The sequence below is a fragment of the Escherichia sp. HH26CH genome (assembly GCF_009820205.1).
Classification (GTDB): domain Bacteria; phylum Pseudomonadota; class Gammaproteobacteria; order Enterobacterales; family Enterobacteriaceae; genus Escherichia; species Escherichia coli_F.
In genome coordinates, this window is sequence record NZ_VNXM01000067.1 from 86,918 (window position 1) to 107,067 (window position 20,150).

The window sequence follows — 20,150 nt, forward strand, 5'->3', positions numbered from 1 at the left end:
CAACAAACTAGTTTTAGTTTTAGCGAGTCCTTCATGGCGGATGTTGGTTTTGCACGTGAATAGTGCTTTAGTATCAATATTCCGATGTTTGATAAATAACTGAAGCATTTGAATGGATAATATACAGTATACATTCTGTTAATATTTATGATATAATTCCATTTTTATATTAATGGTCTTATTAGTAATGAAATCATCCACCACAATTATCACTGCTTATTTTGACATTGGTAGAGGGGATTGGACTGCTAATAAAGGGTTCCGTGAAAAACTGGCACGCTCAGTAGACGTTTATTTCAGTTACTTTGAGCGTCTGGCCGCACTTGAAAATGAGATGATTATTTTCACTTCTGCCGATTTGAAACCAAAGGTAGAAGCTATTCGCAACGGAAAACCAACAACGGTTATCGTTATCGATATAAAAAAGAAATTTAGACATATCAGAAGTCGTATCGAAAAAATTCAAAAAGATAAGTCATTTACAAATAGACTTGAGCCTCGACAATTAAAAAATCCAGAGTACTGGTCGCCAGAATATGTATTGGTATGTAACCTTAAAGCCTATTTTGTAAATAAAGCTATCAACATGGGGTTAGTGAAAACACCTCTTGTAGCGTGGATAGATTTTGGTTATTGCCGCAAGCCAAATGTAACACGAGGCTTGAAAGTTTGGGATTTCCCATTTGATGAAAATAAGATGCATTTTTTTACTATAAAAAAAGGGCTTACTGTCACATCTCAACAGCAGGCTTTTGATTTCATGATTGGTAACCATGTATATATTATTGGCGGCGCAATTGTTGGTTCCCAGCATAAATGGAAAGAATTCTATAAACTGGTTCTGGAAAGCCAAAAAATAACACTAAACAATAACATTGTGGATGATGACCAGGGCATTTTTGTCATGTGCTATTACAAACGCCCCAATCTCTTCAACCTAAACTATCTGGGGAGAGGAAAATGGTTCGATTTGTTTCGCTGCTTCAGGAGTAACACTTTAGGGGCAAAAATGCAGGCGCTGAGAATTTTTCTTTCAAGAAAATAGCCTTTCTTCCCTTAGTGAGTAGCGCTTGATAGCAGATGATAAAGAAAAAATGGTGCCAGGCATCATTTTTTCTTTTTATATCAATGGAATAAATCATCCATCGTAATGCCCTTCAAAAAACATGTACGCTTTTTGTACGGTCCGTAGATATTAACAGACATCAACATTCACGTTATTTATCCTGAATTTTGCAGAAGTGTTAACGCGTCATCTCGTCGCAACCTATAAGTTTGGGTAATATGTGCTGGAATTTGCCCTGTCTGGAGAATCGCAATGCGTGGAGAATTTTATCAGCAGTTAACCAACGATCTGGAAACCGCAAGGGCGGAAGGGTTGTTTAAAGAAGAGCGCATTATTACGTCTGCGCAACAAGCAGACATCACTGTGGCTGATGGAAGCCACGTCATTAACTTTTGTGCCAATAACTATCTCGGACTGGCGAATCATCCGGATCTGATTGCGGCGGCAAAGGCGGGAATGGATTCTCACGGTTTCGGCATGGCTTCGGTGCGTTTTATTTGCGGCACTCAGGACAGCCATAAAGAGCTTGAACAAAAACTGGCGGCCTTCCTGGGGATGGAAGATGCGATTCTCTACTCTTCCTGCTTTGATGCTAACGGTGGCCTGTTCGAAACGCTGTTGGGCGCGGAAGACGCCATTATCTCCGACGCACTGAACCACGCGTCTATTATTGATGGTGTGCGTCTGTGCAAAGCTAAACGCTATCGTTATGCCAACAACGATATGCAGGAGCTGGAAGCACGTCTGAAAGAAGCGCGTGAAGCCGGTGCGCGTCATGTGCTGATTGCCACCGATGGTGTGTTCTCGATGGACGGCGTGATTGCCAACCTGAAAGGTGTTTGCGATCTCGCAGATAAATACGATGCCCTGGTGATGGTAGATGACTCCCACGCGGTAGGTTTTGTCGGTGAAAACGGTCGTGGTTCCCATGAATACTGCGATGTGATGGGCCGGGTCGATATTATCACCGGCACGCTCGGTAAAGCGCTGGGCGGGGCTTCTGGTGGTTATACCGCGGCGCGCAAAGAAGTGGTTGAGTGGCTGCGCCAGCGTTCTCGTCCGTACCTGTTCTCCAACTCGCTGGCACCGGCCATTGTTGCCGCGTCTATCAAAGTGCTGGAGATGGTTGAAGCGGGTAGCGAGCTGCGTGACCGTCTGTGGGCGAACGCGCGTCAGTTCCGTGAGCAAATGTCGGCGGCGGGCTTTACCCTGGCGGGTGCCGATCACGCCATTATTCCGGTCATGCTTGGCGATGCTGTAGTGGCGCAAAAATTTGCACGTGAACTGCAAAAAGAGGGCATTTACGTCACCGGTTTCTTCTATCCGGTCGTTCCGAAAGGTCAGGCGCGTATTCGTACCCAGATGTCTGCGGCGCATACCCCTGAGCAAATTACGCGTGCAGTAGAAGCATTCACGCGTATTGGTAAACAACTGGGCGTTATCGCCTGAGGATGTGAGATGAAAGCGTTATCCAAACTGAAAGCGGAAGAGGGCATCTGGATGACCGACGTTCCTGTACCGGAACTCGGGCATAACGATCTGCTGATTAAAATCCGTAAAACAGCCATCTGCGGGACTGACGTTCACATCTATAACTGGGATGAGTGGTCGCAAAAAACCATCCCAGTACCGATGGTTGTAGGCCATGAATATGTCGGTGAGGTGGTTGGCATCGGTCAGGAAGTGAAAGGCTTCAAGATCGGCGATCGCGTTTCTGGCGAAGGCCATATCACTTGTGGTCACTGTCGCAACTGTCGTGGTGGCCGTACCCATTTGTGCCGCAACACGATAGGCGTTGGTGTTAATCGCCCGGGCTGCTTCGCAGAATATCTGGTGATTCCGGCGTTCAACGCTTTCAAAATCCCCGACAATATCTCCGATGATCTGGCTTCCATTTTTGATCCCTTCGGTAACGCCGTGCATACCGCGCTGTCGTTTGATCTGGTGGGCGAGGATGTGCTGGTCTCTGGTGCAGGCCCGATTGGTATTATGGCGGCGGCGGTGGCGAAACACGTTGGTGCACGTAACGTGGTGATTACTGATGTTAACGAATACCGCCTTGAGCTGGCGCGTAAAATGGGTATCACCCGTGCGGTTAACGTCGCTAAAGAGAACCTCAATGATGTGATGGCAGAACTGGGCATGACCGAAGGCTTTGATGTCGGTCTGGAAATGTCCGGTGCGCCGCCAGCGTTTCGTACCATGCTCGACACCATGAACCACGGCGGTCGCATTGCGATGCTGGGTATTCCGCCGTCTGATATGTCTATCGACTGGACCAAAGTGATCTTTAAAGGCTTGTTCATTAAAGGTATTTACGGTCGTGAGATGTTTGAAACCTGGTACAAGATGGCGGCGCTGATTCAGTCTGGCCTCGATCTCTCGCCGATCATTACCCATCGTTTCTCTATCGATGATTTCCAGAAGGGCTTTGACGCTATGCGTTCGGGCCAGTCCGGGAAAGTTATTCTGAGCTGGGATTAACACGAACAAGGGCTGGTATTCCAGCCCTTTTTCCTGAGGATAATCCGTTAAATATGTAAAATCCTGTCAGTGTAATAAAGATATCGTAATTGCGCTGATCTCTTATATAGCTGCTCTCATTATCTCTCTACCCTGAAGTGACTCTCTCACCTGTAAAAATAATATCTCACAGGCTTAATGGTTTCTTAATACAAAGCCTGTAAAACATCAGGATAACTTCAGAGGTCGTCGGTATTTATGATGAACAGCACCAATAAACTCAGTGTTATTATCCCGTTATATAATGCGGGAGATGATTTCCGTACTTGCATGGAATCTTTAATCGCGCAAACCTGGACTGCTCTGGAAATCATTATTATTAACGATGGTTCAACGGATAATTCTGTTGAAATAGCAAAGCATTACGCGGAAAACTATCCGCACGTTCGTTTGCTGCATCAGGCGAATGCCGGCGCATCGGTGGCGCGTAATCGTGGGATCGAGGCGGCGACGGGTAAATATGTCGCTTTTGTCGATGCTGACGATGAGGTCTATCCCACTATGTACGAAACGCTGATGACCATGGCGTTAGAGGACGACCTCGACGTGGCGCAGTGCAACGCTGACTGGTGTTTTCGTGAAACGGGAGAAACCTGGCAATCCATCCCCAGCGATCGCCTTCGCTCAACCGGCGTATTAACCGGCCCTGATTGGTTGCGGATGGGGCTTTCTTCCCGCCGTTGGACTCACGTTGTCTGGATGGGGGTTTATCGTCGTGATGTCATTGTTAAAAATAACATTAAATTTATTGCCGGATTACATCATCAGGATATTGTCTGGACAACAGAATTTATGTTTAACGCGCAACGCGTGCTATATACCGAGCAATCGTTATATAAATATTATTTGCATAATACGTCAGTGAGCCGATTGAATAGACAGGGAAATAAAAACCTTAATTATCAACGCCACTATATTAAGATTACCCGACTGTTGGAAAAGTTAAATCGCGATTACGCAGACAGAATAGTGATTTACCCGGAATTTCATCAACAAATAACTTACGAAGCATTACGTGTTTGCCATGCGGTACGTAAAGAGCCAGATATTATTACCCGCCAACGGATGATTGCTGAGATATTTACTTCCGGTATGTATAAACGCCTGATTTCCAATGTACGCAGCATAAAGGTGGGTTATCAGGCGTTACTGTGGTCTTTCCGCTTATGGCAATGGCGCGACAAAACGCGGTCGCACCATCGCATTACGCGTAGCGCCTTTAATTTGCGCTAGCGTTAAGTTTTGCCGCTTCGGGCTGCTTGCCCCAGCCTTGCCACTGATGCTGGAAGTAAACGATCAGCGTGCTCTGGCTGATGCTTTCGCTTAATACTTCAAAGAAGCGATTAGCATAAACCGGTTCCAGCGGTTTCTTCGGTTTACACAGTTTCACGCCACGGAACGGATTATGCGGTGCATCAGGCACAGCGTTTTTCGGCGGTGTAGAAGTATCAACCTGCGGTTCATTCAGCAAGCTGCTGGCTTTCACCAGTGTAATGTCTGGCGGCAGGTTATAAACCATCTGTTGCAACACGCGTACCGTTGAAGGGTGAGGATGCCCAATGGCAATGGTCGAACCGTTGCGACGCGCCAGGTCAATTGCACGATTAAACTGCACACGGATGTCTGCTTCGTTCTGTGAATCGTCGAGGAACACCTTCCGTTTAATAACCTTCACGCCAGTGCCTTGCGCGGCGCGCATCGCCTGGGTATTACCGATGGTTACGCTGTCGAGGAAGTAAAGATTGTAACGCGCCAGTGCCTGCATCACTTTCTGCATACCAAACAGGTTAGAGGTCATCTTGCTACCCATGTGGTTGTTGATCCCCACGGCATAGGGCACGTTATTGACCGCACTACGAATAATGCGCTCAATTTCGTCGCTGCTCATCTCCGGGCGCAGCGTATTTTTCTCCAGCGGCTGTTTACTCAACGGTGCCATCGGCAGATGAATCAACACTTCGTGACCGCTGTTATGCGCTTTGGTCGCCATCTCTCTGGCGTGCGGTGAATCGGGTAATACAGCGACGGAGATAGCGGAAGGCATCGCCAGCACCTGGTTTTCGTTGTGCGGGCGATACCCAAAATCATCAATGACGATGGCAAGTTTGCCAGCAATTACGGGGGAGGAGAGCGCCAACAGAGCGGCAAATGCAAGAACGTTACGACGAAATGGAAACAAAACTTATCTTCCCAACCACGGCTGTGGATTGACCGCCTGACCCTGGCGGCGAATTTCGAAATAGAGTGAAGGCCGACCCTGACCGCCACTGCTGCCCACCAGTGCAATTGGCTGGCCCGCGCGAACCTGCGAACCAACGCTCACCAGTGCGCTCTGATTATAGCCGTAAAGACTCATGTCGCCTTTACCATGCTCAACCACCACCACCAGACCGTAGCCTTGCAGCCAGTCAGCCAGAATCACCCGACCGTCGGCAATCGCTTTAACTTCAGTACCTTCAGAAGCACCAATCACCATCCCTTTCCAGCGCAGCTCACCCTGTAGCTGCTCGCCATAACGATGCAGCGTCGGCCCGCGAACCGGCCAGAATGCCTGACCACGCGGCGCGCCCAGGCCACCAGTTCGGGACATCAGCGATTTTTCGCTTTCGGTCGGTTTGTAGGTGGTGCCTTTGCGCGTCGCTTCTTTCTGACGGTCGCGAACCGCCTGGGCTTCGCGCGCCTCACGTTCAGCACGCGCTTTCGCCGCCGCTTCCGCACGGGCAATGCTGTTACGCAGACGAGATTCGTTGGCGCGCAGCTCGCTCAACTGTTGTTGACCTTGCTGGATGGAAGACTCTAGCCCAGCCAGCGTCTTTTTACGCTCGTTCAGCGCCTGGGTCAGCTTCGCCTGTTGGGCGCGCTGCTCATATAACAGCGTTTGCTGCTCGCTCTGTTTCTCTTCCAGCTCGGCGCGTTGCATAGCGACTTCTTCACGCGTTTGTTTCAACTGAGCAATGGTTTCTTGTCGCGCCTGGTTGAGATAACCGAAATAAGCCTGTAAACGCTGACCACGCTGGCTTTCTTCACCGCTGAGAATGAGCTGAATACCGGTATGCTCGCCCTGACGAAACGCGGCATCCAGTTGCGCGGCGAGGCTGCGTTCCTGAGCGGCTTTTTGCTGCTCCAGTTTGGCAATCGACGCGTTCATCTCATCAATCTGTTTATTCAGTTGATTGAGTGTGTTTTGCGTTTCGCGCAGCTTGCGAGTGGCTTCAGAGATCGCTTCTTCCTGCTTTTTCAATTGTGCGAGCAGGCTTGCGCGTTGTTGTTGCTTTTGGCGTACCGCGCGCTCTTTCGCGGCGATATCGGCCTGAATAGATTTGAGTTGGTCGCGATCATCCGCGTGGGCGGAAAAGGCGCACAACAATACGCCAGCGCTAAGAACGCTGGCGTAGATGATGGGCCTGATTGCAAACCTGCGCGGTTTCACGGCCCGTGTCATGGTATTAATCGCCTTTCCCCTCATGGGGAGGGATTATTCCACGATGAACAGCGGCTTACCAGTCATCTCTTGCGGGATTTCCATACCCATCAGCGACAACATGGTCGGCGCGATGTCAGAAAGTTTGCCGCCTTCAACCGCTTTCACGTTCTTATCGCCAACGTAAATCAGCGGAACAGGCAGATTGGTGTGCGCTGTGTGCGCCTGACCCGTTGCCGGATCGCGCATCTGTTCAGCGTTACCGTGGTCAGCGGTGATCAGCAGTTGTCCACCCACGGACTCAACCGCTTTCGCAACTTCATCCACGCAGTGATCCAGCGCTTCAACGGCTTTAACCGCTGCTTCCATCACCCCGGTGTGACCTACCATGTCGCCGTTAGGATAGTTACAGATGATAGTGTCGTATTTGCCGCTCTTGATGGCCGCAACCAGTTTTTCGGTCAGCTCTGCGGAGCTCATTTCTGGCTGCAGGTCGTAAGTTGCCACTTTCGGCGAGTTGATCAGAATGCGGTCTTCGCCTTTGAACGACTCTTCTACACCACCGTTAAAGAAGAAAGTGACGTGAGCATATTTTTCGGTTTCGGAAATACGCAGTTGAGTTTTGTCGTTTTTCGCCATCCACTCGCCGAAGGTGTTAACCAGAGAAGCTGGCGGGTAAGCAACCGCAGTTTTGATATCAGCGGCGTATTCGGTCAGCATCACGAAATCGATGTTAACCACTTTCTTACGCGCGAAGCCGTCGAAATCAGCGTTCACGAAAGCACGAGTGATTTCACGCGCGCGGTCAGCACGGAAGTTCATGAAAATCAGCGCATCGCCGTCTTCCATTGCCGCGTCTGGCTGGCCTTCAGCACGGATAACGGTCGCTTTCACGAATTCGTCGTTTTCGTCGCGAGCATAAGCAGCCTGCAAACCGGCAACAGCGGTGTCGGCCTGGAATTCGCCCTGCGCCAGCGTCAGCAGGTCATACGCTTTTTCAACGCGATCCCAACGATTGTCGCGGTCCATTGCGTAGTAACGACCAATGATGGACGCTACGCGGCCTTTGCCCAGCGCGGCAAATTTCTCTTCGAATTTTTTCAGCGAGGATTCAGCACTGCGCGGCGGGGTGTCGCGACCGTCAAGGAATGCGTGCAGGTAGATTTTTTCTGCGCCGCGTTCCGCTGCCAGTTCTACCATCGCCATGATGTGATCTTCGTGGCTGTGTACACCACCTGCGGACAGCAGACCCATAATGTGTACTGCTTTGCCTGCGTTTTTCGCTTTATCTACCGCACCAGTCAGCACCGGATTAGCGAAGAAAGCGCGATCTTTGATTTCAACGTCCAGACGAGTCAGGTCCTGATACACGATGCGGCCGGCACCCAGGTTAACGTGGCCTACTTCGGAGTTACCCATCTGACGGTCAGGCAGACCGACTTCCAGACCGGAAGCGTCGATCAGGGTATGCGGACGATTGGCCCACAGTGCATCCATTACCGGGGTTTTAGCACTAAAAATGGCGTTATCCTGCTGTTCTTCGCGATAGCCATAGCCATCCAGAATCACCAGTACCATAGGTTTTTTAGAAACCGACATTGCGACAACCTCATACTCAAGAGTCAAAATTTGCGTAATTTTACTACAGCTGAATCGATAAAATAGCCTCTGAAGATCAAAATATACGACCGCTCGCGGCAAGCCGATGCCAGATTTACGCTTTTTTTTCGTAGCGCCCCGCAAAATTGCATTCCAGTTAACGCGCTGGCTGTATTTGCCGCACCGCGCAGGTATACTCCTTTCCTGGTTTTTTTAATCACTACGTCGGGAGTTGTTACCCCCCATGCAAGAAATTATGCAATTTGTTGGCCGTCATCCCATACTGAGTATCGCCTGGATCGCGTTACTGGTGGCGGTTCTTGTGACTACGTTTAAGAGCCTGACCTCGAAAGTGAAGGTGATTACTCGTGGTGAAGCTACACGTCTGATCAACAAAGAAGACGCTGTGGTTGTGGATTTACGTCAGCGTGATGACTTCCGTAAAGGCCATATCGCAGGTTCTATCAATCTGTTGCCGAGCGAAATCAAAGCCAATAATGTTGGTGAGCTTGAGAAGCACAAAGACAAGCCGGTTATCGTGGTAGACGGTTCTGGCATGCAGTGCCAGGAGCCTGCAAACGCGCTGACGAAAGCAGGTTTTGCGCAAGTATTCGTGCTGAAAGAGGGCGTCGCTGGCTGGGCTGGCGAGAACTTGCCTCTGGTGCGCGGCAAATAATTTACCTGCCGTTTTTCATGCCGCAGGCGGTGAGCTGCAATTATGCCCCCAGTGACTTATTGTTATAAGCTTCTGGGGACACTCCATTTTGCTGCCGCCCTGCAACATGAAATTTCAGGGTAAAAAACAGGAGCTAATTTATGGCCAATGTTGAAATCTATACCAAAGAAACCTGCCCGTATTGCCATCGTGCGAAAGCACTGCTGAGCAGCAAGGGTGTGAGTTTTCAGGAGTTGCCGATCGATGGCAACGCCGCTAAGCGTGAAGAGATGATCAAACGCAGCGGTCGCACCACGGTTCCGCAGATTTTTATTGACGCACAGCACATTGGCGGCTGTGATGACTTGTATGCATTGGATGCACGTGGTGGACTGGATCCCCTGCTGAAATAACGTGTGAACGTTGGCATTACATTGCGCAGTATTTAAGGACAACACTTAAGGGTTTTCGACACATGTCAGAACAAAACAACACTGAAATGACTTTCCAGATCCAACGTATTTATACCAAGGATATCTCTTTCGAAGCGCCGAATGCGCCGCACGTTTTCCAGAAAGATTGGCAGCCAGAAGTTAAACTTGATCTGGATACGGCATCTTCTCAACTGGCAGATGACGTTTACGAAGTGGTACTGCGTGTTACCGTAACGGCATCCCTGGGCGAAGAAACTGCGTTCCTGTGCGAAGTTCAGCAGGGCGGTATTTTCTCCATCGCGGGTATCGAAGGCACCCAGATGGCACATTGCCTGGGCGCGTACTGCCCGAACATTCTGTTCCCGTATGCTCGTGAGTGCATCACCAGCATGGTATCCCGCGGTACATTCCCGCAACTGAACCTTGCGCCGGTTAACTTCGATGCGCTGTTCATGAACTATTTGCAGCAGCAGGCTGGCGAAGGTACTGAAGAACATCAGGATGCCTGATGAACCAACGTAATGCTTCAATGACTGTGATCGGTGCCGGCTCGTACGGCACTGCTCTTGCCATCACCCTGGCAAGAAATGGCCACGAGGTTGTTCTCTGGGGCCATGACCCTGAACATATCGCGACGCTTGAACGCGACCGCTGTAACGCCGCGTTTCTCCCCGATGTGCCTTTTCCCGATACGCTCCATCTTGAAAGCGATCTCGCTACCGCACTGGCAGCCAGCCGTAATATTCTCGTCGTCGTACCCAGCCATGTCTTTGGGGAAGTGCTGCGCCAGATTAAACCGCTGATGCGTCCTGATGCGCGGCTGGTGTGGGCGACCAAAGGGCTGGAAGCGGAAACCGGACGTCTGTTACAGGACGTGGCGCGTGAGGCGTTAGGCGATCAAATTCCGCTGGCGGTTATCTCTGGCCCAACGTTTGCGAAAGAACTGGCGGCAGGTTTACCGACGGCCATTTCGCTGGCCTCTACCGACCAAACCTTTGCTGATGATCTTCAGCAGTTGCTGCACTGTGGTAAAAGTTTCCGCGTTTACAGCAACCCGGATTTCATTGGCGTGCAACTTGGCGGCGCGGTGAAAAACGTTATTGCCATTGGCGCGGGGATGTCCGACGGTATCGGTTTTGGTGCGAATGCGCGTACGGCGCTGATCACTCGAGGTCTGGCTGAAATGTCGCGTCTTGGCGCGGCGCTGGGGGCCGATCCTGCCACCTTTATGGGCATGGCGGGGCTGGGTGATCTGGTACTTACCTGTACCGACAACCAGTCGCGTAACCGCCGTTTTGGCATGATGCTCGGTCAGGGCATGGATGTACAAAGCGCGCAGGAGAAAATTGGTCAGGTGGTGGAAGGCTACCGCAATACGAAAGAAGTCCGCGAACTGGCGCATCGCTTCGGCGTTGAAATGCCAATAACCGAGGAAATTTATCAAGTATTATATTGCGGAAAAAACGCGCGCGAGGCAGCATTGACTTTACTAGGTCGTGCACGCAAGGACGAGCGCAGCAGCCACTAAACCCAGGGAACCTTTGTTACCGCTATGACCCGGCCCGCGCAGAACGGGCCGGTCATTATCTTATCGTGTGGAGTAAGCAATGTCGTGTGAAGAACTGGAAATTGTCTGGAACAATATTAAAGCTGAAGCCAGAACGCTGGCGGACTGTGAGCCAATGCTGGCCAGTTTTTACCACGCAACGCTACTCAAGCACGAAAACCTGGGGAGTGCACTGAGTTACATGCTGGCGAACAAGCTGTCATCGCCAATTATGCCTGCCATTGCTATCCGTGAAGTGGTGGAAGAAGCCTACGCCGCCGACCCGGAAATGATCGCTTCTGCGGCCTGTGATATTCAGGCAGTGCGTACCCGCGACCCGGCAGTCGATAAATACTCAACCCCATTGTTATATCTGAAAGGTTTTCACGCCTTGCAGGCGTATCGCATCGGTCACTGGCTGTGGAATCAGGGCCGTCGCGCGCTGGCTATTTTTCTGCAAAACCAGGTATCTGTGACGTTCCAGGTGGATATTCATCCGGCGGCAAAAATTGGTCGCGGTATCATGCTCGACCACGCGACGGGCATCGTTGTGGGTGAAACTGCGGTGATTGAAAATGACGTGTCGATTCTGCAATCCGTTACCCTTGGCGGTACGGGAAAATCTGGCGGCGACCGTCACCCGAAAATTCGTGAAGGCGTGATGATTGGCGCAGGCGCGAAAATTCTCGGCAATATTGAAGTTGGGCGCGGTGCGAAGATTGGCGCAGGTTCCGTGGTGCTGCAACCGGTGCCGCCACATACCACCGCCGCTGGCGTTCCGGCACGCATTGTCGGTAAACCAGACAGCGATAAACCATCAATGGATATGGATCAACATTTCAACGGTATTAACCATACCTTTGAGTATGGGGATGGGATCTGACGTCCTGTGATTGTGCCGGATGCGATGTAATCATCTATCCGGCATACAGTAACTAATCTCTCAACACCGCTCCCGGATACCCCAACTGCCGCCAGGCTTCATACACCACGACCGACACCGCATTGGACAGGTTCATGCTGCGGCTGTCCGGCACCATTGGAATGCGAATTTTTTGTTCAGCGGGCAGGGCATCGAGAATGCTCGCGGGCAGGCCGCGTGTTTCCGGGCCAAACATCAGATAGTCACCATCCTGATAACTTACGGCGCTGTGTGCGGGTGTGCCTTTCGTGGTGAGGGCAAACAGACGCTGGGGATTTTCTGCTTCCAGGAACGCAGCATAGTTATGATGACGCGTAACGGCGGTAAATTCGTGGTAGTCCAGTCCTGCGCGGCGCAGGCGCTTGTCGTCCCAGGCAAATCCCATCGGTTCGATGATATGCAGACGAAAGCCGGTATTAGCGCAAAGACGGATGATGTTGCCAGTATTTGGCGGAATTTCTGGTTCGTAAAGTACGATGTTTAGCATACTGCCCCCTTAGTGCGGGGGCAGGATAGCAGAAAATTGAGAAGTGGTGCGGCCTTTTCCCCTCACCCCGGCCCTCTCCCCGGAGGGGCGAGGGGGAAACGACTATGCGGCATTCCCTTTCGCCATCGGAGCCAGCGCCGCAGGCAACTCTTTACCCAGCCCCTGCACCAGCGAATCTTGCGTAATTTCACTGATCGATTTTGCGCCAGTCAGTGTCATTGCCACTTTCATCTCTTTTTCGATCAGATTCAGCAGATTTGCCACGCCCGCCTGGCCCGCCGTTGCCAGCGCATACAGGAAAGCACGACCCAGCAGTACAGTATCGGCACCGAGTGCAATCATACGCACGACATCAAGCCCGTTACGAATGCCGCTATCTGCCAGAATGGCGATATCACCTTTCACCGCATCTGCAATAGCAGGCAACGCACGGGCAGAAGAGAGTACACCGTCCAGCTGGCGGCCACCGTGGTTAGAAACCACAATGCCATCTGCGCCAAAACGTACCGCATCACGCGCATCTTCTGGGTCGAGGATCCCTTTGATCACCATCGGGCCATCCCAGAAATCGCGGATCCACTCAAGGTCTTTCCATGAGATAGAAGGATCGAAGTTATTCCCTAGCCAGCCGATGTAATCTTCCAGTCCGGTCGGTTTGCCGAGATAAGTCGAGATATTACCGAGATCATGCGGACGACCATTCAGGCCCACATCCCACGCCCATTGCGGATGCGTTACCGCCTGCAAGTAGCGGCGCATTGCCGCGTTCGGGCCGCTCATTCCAGAGTGCGCATCACGGTAACGCGCACCAGGCGTTGGCATATCCACAGTGAAGACCAGAGTTGAACAGCCTGCCGCTTTTGCACGCTCCAGCGCGTTACGCATAAAGCCGCGATCGCGCAGCACATATAACTGGAACCACATCGGACGCTTGATGGCGGGGGCGACTTCTTCAATTGGGCAAACAGAAACGGTCGAGAGAGTAAACGGAATGCCATGTGCATCCGCCGCTTTTGCGGCCTGAACTTCGCCGCGTCGCGCATACATGCCACACAAACCTACCGGACCTAGCGCCACCGGCATCGACAATTTCTCATTAAACAGCGTCGTTTCCAGGCTTAAGTCGGACATGTTTTTCAGAATTCGCTGGCGCAGCGCCACCTCTGACAAATCTTCCACGTTGCGGCGCAGGGTGTATTCAGAATATGCCCCCCCATCCATATAGTGGAACAGGAATGGCGGCAGAATGCGTTGTGCTGCGGCGCGATAATCGCTGGCTGCGGAAATAATCATGCGTTTTTCTCCCTCGAATTCTCATTATGGTCACCAGGCAGGCGGGTAATGCGTGCATGGCGAGCTTGATCTTCATCGAATCGTTTCATGGTGGTGTGAACAAAGCTAAGGTGCGCCATCATTGCTTTACGCGCCCCGTCAGCATCACCGGCAAAAATGGCGTCAATGACAGCCTGATGTTGTTCGGTCAGTTGTGAAAAAACCGGGGGCACCAGATACATCCGCTGACGGCTATGCTTCACTGAGGATTGCAGGACATCGAAGAAACCGCGCATGGTTTGCAGCAGCACAATGTTATGTGAGGCTTCGGCAATCGCCAGATGAAAACGAACGTCCGCTTGTGAGGCGAGATCCGGGTCTTCGCTGAGTGTTGCTTCAAAGCAAAGCTGAATTTTCTCTTTTTCGCCAGGCGTGGCGCGCATTGCTGCATGCCACGCGGTGCTGGCTTCTATGGCGTAGCGGGCTTCCAGAATATCGAAACTGTAATCCGGATCATCGGCCATCAGCGTTTTCAACGGCTGGACGATGTTTTGCTCCGACCATGTGTCATGACGCCAGCGAATAAACGTCCCGCCGCCGCGTCGACTGAGCAATACACCTTCGCTCACCAGTTTCGCCAGCGCCTCGCGCAGTGAATTTCGCGACACACCGAGTTGCATTGCCAGTTGACGTTCAGCGGGCAATTTCATGCCCGCCTCCAGGTTTTTTTCATCAATCAGCGCCCGCACACGATCGGCAACCTCGTCTGACAGGCGTCTGGGTAAAACAATCATTAAGGAATCATCCACGTTAAGACATAAGCCTGAAGCGTGGTGATCACGCCCACCATACAGGTGAAGATCAGGCTGTGTTTGACAGTAAAGCGGAACAAATCAGACTCTTTGCCCACCAGGCCAACCGCCGCACAGGCGATAGCGATAGATTGCGGCGAGATCATTTTGCCGGTGACACCACCGGTGGTGTTGGCAGCAACCAGCAACAGGTCAGAAACGCCAATTTGTTGTGCTGCAGTGGCTTGCAGCGCGGCGAACAGGGCGTTAGATGAGGTATCCGATCCGGTCAGGAAGACACCAAGCCAGCCGAGGAACGGCGAGAAGAAGGTGAATGCATGACCGGTGTGCGCCAGTGCCAGCGCCAGTGTTGATGACAGTCCGGAATAGTTCGAAATAAAGGCGAATGCCAGCACCATACCGATGGAGTAGATAGGCAGAGCCAGTTCTTTTAGGGTGCTGCCGAAGGTGCTGATAGCGTCAGATGGTTTCATCTTCAGCCAGACAATCGAGAGCAGGGCAGCAAACAGAATGGCGGTACCGGTAGCAGAGAACCAGTCGAACTTAAACACGGCGGCGTAAGCTGTCGCTTCGCTGACCACTGGCGGCATACGGGCAACCAGTTTATCGAGGTACGGCACCGGAATATTGATCACCCACTCATACAGCGCGCCACCCGATGCGAACAGGGCTTTAAACGGCGGGATACTCCACAGTGTTACGGTAGCGGTCAGGAACAGGAACGGTGTCCAGGCACGTAATACCTGACCCGCGGTGTAACCGGTGTGGGCCAGCGTCATATCAACCTGTGACGCCCCCAAATCACCAAAACGGAATACGCGCACCGGCTGCCAGCGTTTGAGGAACAGTGTCAGGCAGAGCAGCGATACCAGCGAAGAGATAATGTCTGGCAGTTCTGGCCCAATAAAGTTAGAGCTGAGGTATTGAGCGATGGCAAACGAGCCGCCCGCAACCACGACCGCAGGCCAGGTTTCTTTGATACCGCGCCAACCGTCCATAATCGCCATAATCCAGAACAGCACGATAATGGTCATAAACGGTAGCTGACGCCCCACCATCTGGCCAATCTCAAAGCTGTCGATGCCTGTTACCTGCCCGGCGACCAGAATCGGAATACCCATCGCACCAAATGCTACTGGCGCGGTGTTAACAATCAGGCACAGCCCGGCGGCGTACAGCGGTTTAAAGCCCAGGCCGACCAGCAATGCGGCGGTAATTGCTACCGGTGCGCCAAAGCCTGCGGCTCCTTCAAGGAAAGCGCCGAAACAGAAACCGACGATCAGCATTTGCAGACGCTGGTCAGGGGTTATCGAAAGAATAGACGAGCGGATGATGTCAAACTGCCCGGTTTTCACCGAGATCTTATAGACGAACACCGCTGCAATAATGATCCACGCGATGGGCCACAAACCGTAGAAGAAGCCATAAACCACCGAGGCCAGCGCGTTAGCGACCGGCATTTTATAGAACAGCAAAGCCACGGCAAGGGCGATTGCCACCGTCCACGAGGCGGCGACGTATCCTTTCAGTTTGAGCTTAATCAGCGCAAAGAAGAAAAACAGAATGGGAAGCGATGCTATCAGGCTGGAAAGCCAGATATTCCCGGCGGGATCATAGTTTTGTTGCCAGAGATTCATTGCAGGTCTCCTGCAGTCCACACACGCCGCGTGATGAGTCTGTTGCTCATCTCCGTGTCACACGTTGTGTAAAAGTGGCACTGCCAATTGTGTTGTGTAGGGATAATGACAATGAATAGTTAACCAAATGTTATATATTAGCAACATTGATGTGAGCTTTAATTGGGGAACTGTGAACCAGAGGTCAGATAAGCGAAGAATTGGTAGGGCCAATTTGGAGTGAGGGAGATGTCTGTAAAGAAAAGGGCAATTCCCATCAGGGAATTGCCCTCAGATTATTGATCTGGTGCGCCTTATCTTGCCGGATGCGGCGTGAACGCCTTATCCGGCCTACAGGAATGTGCTGAATCATCCCGTAGGTCTGATAAGCGTAGCGCATCACGCAATTTGGCGTTTACCCATTCATTAATGAATCATTACCACTGAATACCGGCACCGAGTGCGGCGGAGTATTCACCCTGGCTATTGGTACTACCTTGTAATTTGTAGACCCAACGACCATTGGCGCTCACCATCGACACACCTAAAGCAACAGCCGATTCACCGTTGTAAGTACCACCACCAATAGAGGCCATGCTGGCTCCCGGCGTGTAAGCCTGCGGCAGACCGGTCATTGCCATTGCGGAAGCGATACCACCGCTCAACTTGCTTTCGGTTTTGGACAGTTTGTTATCCATCTCAACCATCCGCTGATCGGTGTATTGCTTCGTTTCCTGCACGCTTTGCTTCAACTGCGCATAGTTCACTGCGTCGTTGTTGTTGACGCCAGCGGAGACGTTGCTGATGCGAGTCGTACCGCCATTACCACCACCGAGAGTGATGTTGCTGTAGTCTATAGAACCATCAGCTTTGGTGTCGTAACGAACGCCGCCTGCCTCAGAAGACTTCAGCTGCGAAACGTTAACCGCATCGGTGGCATTAACACCGGCAGCAACGTTGGTGATACGGCGCTGGTTGGTAGAAGAACCCACAGAGATTGTGTTTTCTTCGTTGGCCACGGAGCCTGTACCCAGAGCGACGCTGTTGTCAGCGGCAGCAATGGATCCAGAACCAATCGCCACACTGTCTTTACCCTGGGCGTTAGCATCTACGCCATCGGTGTTGGTCTTGAAGTACTTGGTGCTACCTGTGGTTACGATATCGCCAATACCGTTTTCGATATTGGTAACGCGAGTATCCAGATTCGTCACCTGATTGTTCAGGTTAGTAATGCTCTGGGTATTCTGGGAAACCTGCGCATCCGTTACTTTCAATTGACCCACGTTGACCGCATCGGTATCAGCCGAACCAGCCGCGACGTTGGTGATCTGACGTTGACCGTCTTCGCTACCTACGGAGAATTCACCCACAGAGTTCTGCGGTGCATCCATATTGTAGGCGGTGTAATTGGTTTGAGCGCCACGAGTGGTCGTAGAACCATTACCTATCGCAATACTGTTGACATGAATGACTTGCGCATTGCTACCGATGGCAATGCCGTTAAGTGCATTGGCCTCCACATAGGCACCATAACCGATACCAATACCTTTATCGCCATTCACAATGGTTTTCGCACCCATTGCCAGCGAGTCAGTACCTACTGCCAGTGAATCTTCTTCCGTTGAATTAGCGTGGAAGTATTTAGTCGGCGTGGTTGCGACCGCACCAATGGCATTCTGCAACTGGCGAACCGTAACGGCGTCATGGGCTTCAGAACCATCGGCAACATTGATGATTTGACGATATTTACCATCGTCACCAATTGATAATGCGCCAAGCAGTTCACCGTCAGTTGTGTCATAACCAATCACAACACCTTCTTCCGACACGCTGGTGTCACGAGAACCTTTAACTATTACACGGCTGGAAACGGAACTGCTACCAAGAGCGATACCTGTATCAACGTCACTGTAGCTGTCCTGACCGATGGCTACGCTGCTGGCTTTGGAAGCAACAGAGTTATAACCCATGGCCACGCTGCTATCGCCTTTGGCAACAGAGTTATAACCCACAGCGGTAGAGCCAATACCTGCTGCGCTGGCATCGGTGAAGGTTAAACCGGTGTCATTGGTACGCACATAGTTAATACCTGCACCATTTTCTTCGATGTAGGTTTCACTGGTGTTACCGGCAAGCTGATTGATGACTTCGCTGTTCTGCTGGATCAGCATATTGGTGTTAAACAGCTGAGAACCGTTGATAGCATCGGTGCTACCTTCACCAATGTTACCATCAGCAACGTTTGTGATAATGCTGGCCTTGCCGTCATGACTGGCGTTGTAAGCCCCTTCGCCGTTATTGGCGGTCGCATCCCACAGCAGCGCGTTCTCATCAAGCGCATCCAGAGCGTCACCGACATTGTTGTACTCGGCATTTGCAATGGTGTAAGTCGGCGCAGTGATAGTACCGTCAGCGTTAACTTCTGCATCACCGCCCAGAGCATCAGCGATATATTTGTTAGTGGTATAGAGTTGTGAGCCGTTAATCGCGTCGCTGCTGGTGGCAGAGATTGCACCATTTGCGACGTTAGTAATCTTACTGGCAGTGTTATCTACCCCACGACCGGCGCTGAATGCACCAGCACCGTCATTGGCTGTTGCATCCCAGAGCAGGGCGTCATCCAGCGTGGTATCGATCGCTTCCAGTGCGTCACCAACGTTGCTGTAACTGCCGCCAGCGATGGCATAAGTCGGTGCGGTGATACTGCCATCCGCATTCACCACAGCGTTCCCGCCCAGAGCATCGGCAATGTAGTCACTAACGCCATAAAGCTGTGAACCGTTAATAGCGTCGCTACTGGTGGACGAGACTGCACCGTTTGCAATATCAGTGATTACACTGGGATCATTATTAATGCCGTGTTTGGCGCTGAATTTGCCTGCGGTTGTATCCCAGAGCAGAGCATCACCGAGAGAATCACTAAATGAAGTGTTAATCGCAGCCAGAGCATCCCCGACGTTAGTGTAGTCAGTGCCGCCAATACTATAGGTTGGCCCGGTTAATACACCTGTATCGCTAATATCAGCACCACCACCCAGATAGGACGTGAATGAATCAGCCAAACCGTAAAGTTGTGAGCCATTTATGGCGTCAGTGCTGTCAGAGGAGACTATGCCAGCTTGTACGTTGCTGATTTTGTTGGTGGCGTTAGTGCCGTGTGCAGCGGTAAATGCGCCTGCGGCATCGTCCCATTTCAGGGCGTCTTCACCGAGGTTAGTCACCGTATCAGTCAGATTAGTGATATTGGTGGTGTTAGTCGCCACGTTATCGTTAGTGGTTTTCAGCTGAGAACCGTTAACGGCGTCGGTGCTGGTGTCAGATAGCTCACCAGCGGTGACGTTAGTGATTTTGTTGGTGGCGTTAGTGCCGTGTGCAGCGGTGAATGCGCCTGTGGCGTCGTCCCATTTCAGGGCGTCTTCACCGAGGTTAGTCACCGTATCAGTCAGGTTAGTGATACTGGTGGTGTTGCCAGCCACTTCGCTCGTCAGGTTAGTGATGTTGGTGGTGTTTGCCGCCACATCGTCCTTGGTCGCTTTCAGCTGAGAACCGTTGACGGCGTCGGTGCTGGTATCAGAGAGCTCACCAGCGGTGACGTTAGTGATTTTGTTGGTGGCGTTAGTGCCGTGTGCAGCGGTGAATGCGCCTGTGGCGTCGTCCCATTTCAGGGCGTCTTCACCGAGGTTAGTCACCGTATCAGTCAGGTTAGTGATACTGGTGGTGTTGCCAGCCACTTCGCTCGTCAGGTTAGTGATGTTGGTGGTGTTTGCCGCCACATCGTCCTTGGTCGCTTTCAGCTG

At 51.6% G+C, this 20,150-nt stretch carries 17 protein-coding genes; 9 read left to right on the top strand and 8 right to left on the bottom strand.

Annotated features, from left to right (window positions below; all coding sequences use genetic code 11):
- Window positions 1-187: 187 nt before the first annotated feature.
- The 4 genes from yibB to waaH all read left to right on the top strand — a co-directional run bounded on the left by yibB (window position 188) and on the right by waaH (window position 4,822).
- Entirely contained in the window at window positions 188-1,045 is an 858-nt protein-coding gene (gene yibB, locus FQ015_RS22840) for a protein YibB (RefSeq protein WP_000842814.1), read from the top strand.
- Window positions 1,046-1,318: 273 nt separating this feature from the next.
- Window positions 1,319-2,515, top strand: a complete 1,197-nt coding sequence (gene kbl / locus FQ015_RS22845) for a glycine C-acetyltransferase (RefSeq protein WP_001213834.1) — start codon at window positions 1,319-1,321, stop codon at window positions 2,513-2,515.
- A 9-nt stretch (window positions 2,516-2,524) separates the two neighbouring features.
- Window positions 2,525-3,550, top strand: coding sequence for an L-threonine 3-dehydrogenase (gene tdh / locus FQ015_RS22850; RefSeq protein WP_000646014.1), 1,026 nt, complete (start codon window positions 2,525-2,527; stop codon window positions 3,548-3,550).
- 237 nt (window positions 3,551-3,787) lie between these two features.
- Window positions 3,788-4,822, top strand: a complete 1,035-nt coding sequence (gene waaH / locus FQ015_RS22855; protein WP_160524548.1) for a UDP-glucuronate:LPS(HepIII) glycosyltransferase — start codon at window positions 3,788-3,790, stop codon at window positions 4,820-4,822.
- Here the strand turns inward: waaH and FQ015_RS22860 are convergent.
- Genes FQ015_RS22860 through gpmM form a run of 3 tightly spaced genes read right to left on the bottom strand, consistent with a single transcriptional unit; the run spans window position 4,809 to window position 8,609 of the window.
- Window positions 4,809-5,768 (bottom strand): divergent polysaccharide deacetylase family protein, encoded by a 960-nt coding sequence (locus FQ015_RS22860; RefSeq protein WP_115739095.1) that lies wholly within the window; start codon window positions 5,766-5,768, stop codon window positions 4,809-4,811. The two genes, waaH and FQ015_RS22860, sit on opposite strands and share 14 nt — an antisense overlap.
- A gap of 3 nt (window positions 5,769-5,771) precedes the next feature.
- On the bottom strand, window positions 5,772-7,031 hold the full coding sequence (gene envC / locus FQ015_RS22865) for a murein hydrolase activator EnvC (RefSeq protein ID WP_230146813.1): 1,260 nt from the start codon (window positions 7,029-7,031) through the stop codon (window positions 5,772-5,774).
- Between the two features lie 33 nt (window positions 7,032-7,064).
- Window positions 7,065-8,609, bottom strand: a complete 1,545-nt coding sequence (gpmM, locus tag FQ015_RS22870) for a 2,3-bisphosphoglycerate-independent phosphoglycerate mutase (RefSeq protein WP_001353573.1) — start codon at window positions 8,607-8,609, stop codon at window positions 7,065-7,067.
- A gap of 244 nt (window positions 8,610-8,853) precedes the next feature.
- On the opposite strand from gpmM, the gene FQ015_RS22875 reads away from it, so the two are divergent.
- From FQ015_RS22875 to cysE, 5 genes are all read left to right on the top strand, one after another.
- Entirely contained in the window at window positions 8,854-9,285 is a 432-nt protein-coding gene (locus FQ015_RS22875; RefSeq protein ID WP_001156181.1) for a rhodanese-like domain-containing protein, read from the top strand.
- A 140-nt stretch (window positions 9,286-9,425) separates the two neighbouring features.
- Window positions 9,426-9,677, top strand: coding sequence for a glutaredoxin 3 (grxC, locus tag FQ015_RS22880; RefSeq protein ID WP_000024392.1), 252 nt, complete (start codon window positions 9,426-9,428; stop codon window positions 9,675-9,677).
- Window positions 9,678-9,739: 62 nt separating this feature from the next.
- A complete protein-coding gene (secB, locus tag FQ015_RS22885) occupies window positions 9,740-10,207 on the top strand; it encodes a protein-export chaperone SecB (RefSeq protein WP_000003377.1) in 468 nt (155 codons plus the stop codon).
- The gene (gpsA, locus tag FQ015_RS22890) at window positions 10,207-11,226 is read left to right on the top strand and encodes an NAD(P)H-dependent glycerol-3-phosphate dehydrogenase (protein WP_001076194.1); all 1,020 of its coding nucleotides are present in this window, start codon (window positions 10,207-10,209) and stop codon (window positions 11,224-11,226) included. Before secB ends, gpsA begins: the two co-directional genes overlap by 1 nt.
- A 79-nt stretch (window positions 11,227-11,305) precedes the next feature.
- Window positions 11,306-12,127, top strand: a complete 822-nt coding sequence (gene cysE, locus FQ015_RS22895; RefSeq protein WP_001277561.1) for a serine O-acetyltransferase — start codon at window positions 11,306-11,308, stop codon at window positions 12,125-12,127.
- Between the two features lie 52 nt (window positions 12,128-12,179).
- On the opposite strand, the gene trmL is transcribed toward cysE, so the two are convergent.
- The 5 genes from trmL to FQ015_RS22920 form a co-directional block, all read right to left on the bottom strand.
- On the bottom strand, window positions 12,180-12,653 hold the full coding sequence (trmL, locus tag FQ015_RS22900) for a tRNA (uridine(34)/cytosine(34)/5-carboxymethylaminomethyluridine(34)-2'-O)-methyltransferase TrmL (protein WP_000932361.1): 474 nt from the start codon (window positions 12,651-12,653) through the stop codon (window positions 12,180-12,182).
- Between the two features lie 102 nt (window positions 12,654-12,755).
- Window positions 12,756-13,946: a quinone-dependent L-lactate dehydrogenase gene (gene lldD, locus FQ015_RS22905; RefSeq protein ID WP_032304041.1), complete on the bottom strand. Its 1,191-nt coding sequence runs from the start codon at window positions 13,944-13,946 to the stop codon at window positions 12,756-12,758.
- Window positions 13,943-14,719 (bottom strand): transcriptional regulator LldR, encoded by a 777-nt coding sequence (gene lldR / locus FQ015_RS22910; RefSeq protein WP_001353574.1) that lies wholly within the window; start codon window positions 14,717-14,719, stop codon window positions 13,943-13,945. Before lldR ends, lldD begins: the two co-directional genes overlap by 4 nt.
- The gene (gene lldP, locus FQ015_RS22915; protein WP_001297977.1) at window positions 14,719-16,374 is read right to left on the bottom strand and encodes an L-lactate permease; all 1,656 of its coding nucleotides are present in this window, start codon (window positions 16,372-16,374) and stop codon (window positions 14,719-14,721) included. The genes lldR and lldP overlap by 1 nt, the downstream gene beginning before the upstream one ends.
- 416 nt (window positions 16,375-16,790) lie before the next feature.
- Window positions 16,791-20,150, bottom strand: a 3,360-nt coding sequence (locus tag FQ015_RS22920; protein ID WP_160524549.1) for a YadA family autotransporter adhesin, incomplete at its 5' end; no start/stop codon positions are given.

What these genes read in the sequence shown, in the direction of transcription:
- gpmM (WP_001353573.1), bottom strand. Translation starts at nt 8,609, where the DNA reads ATGTCGGTTTCTAAAAAACCTATGGTACTGGTGATTCTGGATGGCTAT.
- lldP (WP_001297977.1), bottom strand. Translation starts at nt 16,374, where the DNA reads ATGAATCTCTGGCAACAAAACTATGATCCCGCCGGGAATATCTGGCTT.
- lldD (WP_032304041.1), bottom strand. Translation starts at nt 13,946, where the DNA reads ATGATTATTTCCGCAGCCAGCGATTATCGCGCCGCAGCACAACGCATT.
- yibB (WP_000842814.1), top strand. Translation starts at nt 188, where the DNA reads ATGAAATCATCCACCACAATTATCACTGCTTATTTTGACATTGGTAGA.
- cysE (WP_001277561.1), top strand. Translation starts at nt 11,306, where the DNA reads ATGTCGTGTGAAGAACTGGAAATTGTCTGGAACAATATTAAAGCTGAA.
- trmL (WP_000932361.1), bottom strand. Translation starts at nt 12,653, where the DNA reads ATGCTAAACATCGTACTTTACGAACCAGAAATTCCGCCAAATACTGGC.
- kbl (WP_001213834.1), top strand. Translation starts at nt 1,319, where the DNA reads ATGCGTGGAGAATTTTATCAGCAGTTAACCAACGATCTGGAAACCGCA.
- lldR (WP_001353574.1), bottom strand. Translation starts at nt 14,719, where the DNA reads ATGATTGTTTTACCCAGACGCCTGTCAGACGAGGTTGCCGATCGTGTG.
- envC (WP_230146813.1), bottom strand. Translation starts at nt 7,031, where the DNA reads ATGACACGGGCCGTGAAACCGCGCAGGTTTGCAATCAGGCCCATCATC.
- gpsA (WP_001076194.1), top strand. Translation starts at nt 10,207, where the DNA reads ATGAACCAACGTAATGCTTCAATGACTGTGATCGGTGCCGGCTCGTAC.
- waaH (WP_160524548.1), top strand. Translation starts at nt 3,788, where the DNA reads ATGATGAACAGCACCAATAAACTCAGTGTTATTATCCCGTTATATAAT.
- tdh (WP_000646014.1), top strand. Translation starts at nt 2,525, where the DNA reads ATGAAAGCGTTATCCAAACTGAAAGCGGAAGAGGGCATCTGGATGACC.
- grxC (WP_000024392.1), top strand. Translation starts at nt 9,426, where the DNA reads ATGGCCAATGTTGAAATCTATACCAAAGAAACCTGCCCGTATTGCCAT.
- FQ015_RS22875 (WP_001156181.1), top strand. Translation starts at nt 8,854, where the DNA reads ATGCAAGAAATTATGCAATTTGTTGGCCGTCATCCCATACTGAGTATC.
- secB (WP_000003377.1), top strand. Translation starts at nt 9,740, where the DNA reads ATGTCAGAACAAAACAACACTGAAATGACTTTCCAGATCCAACGTATT.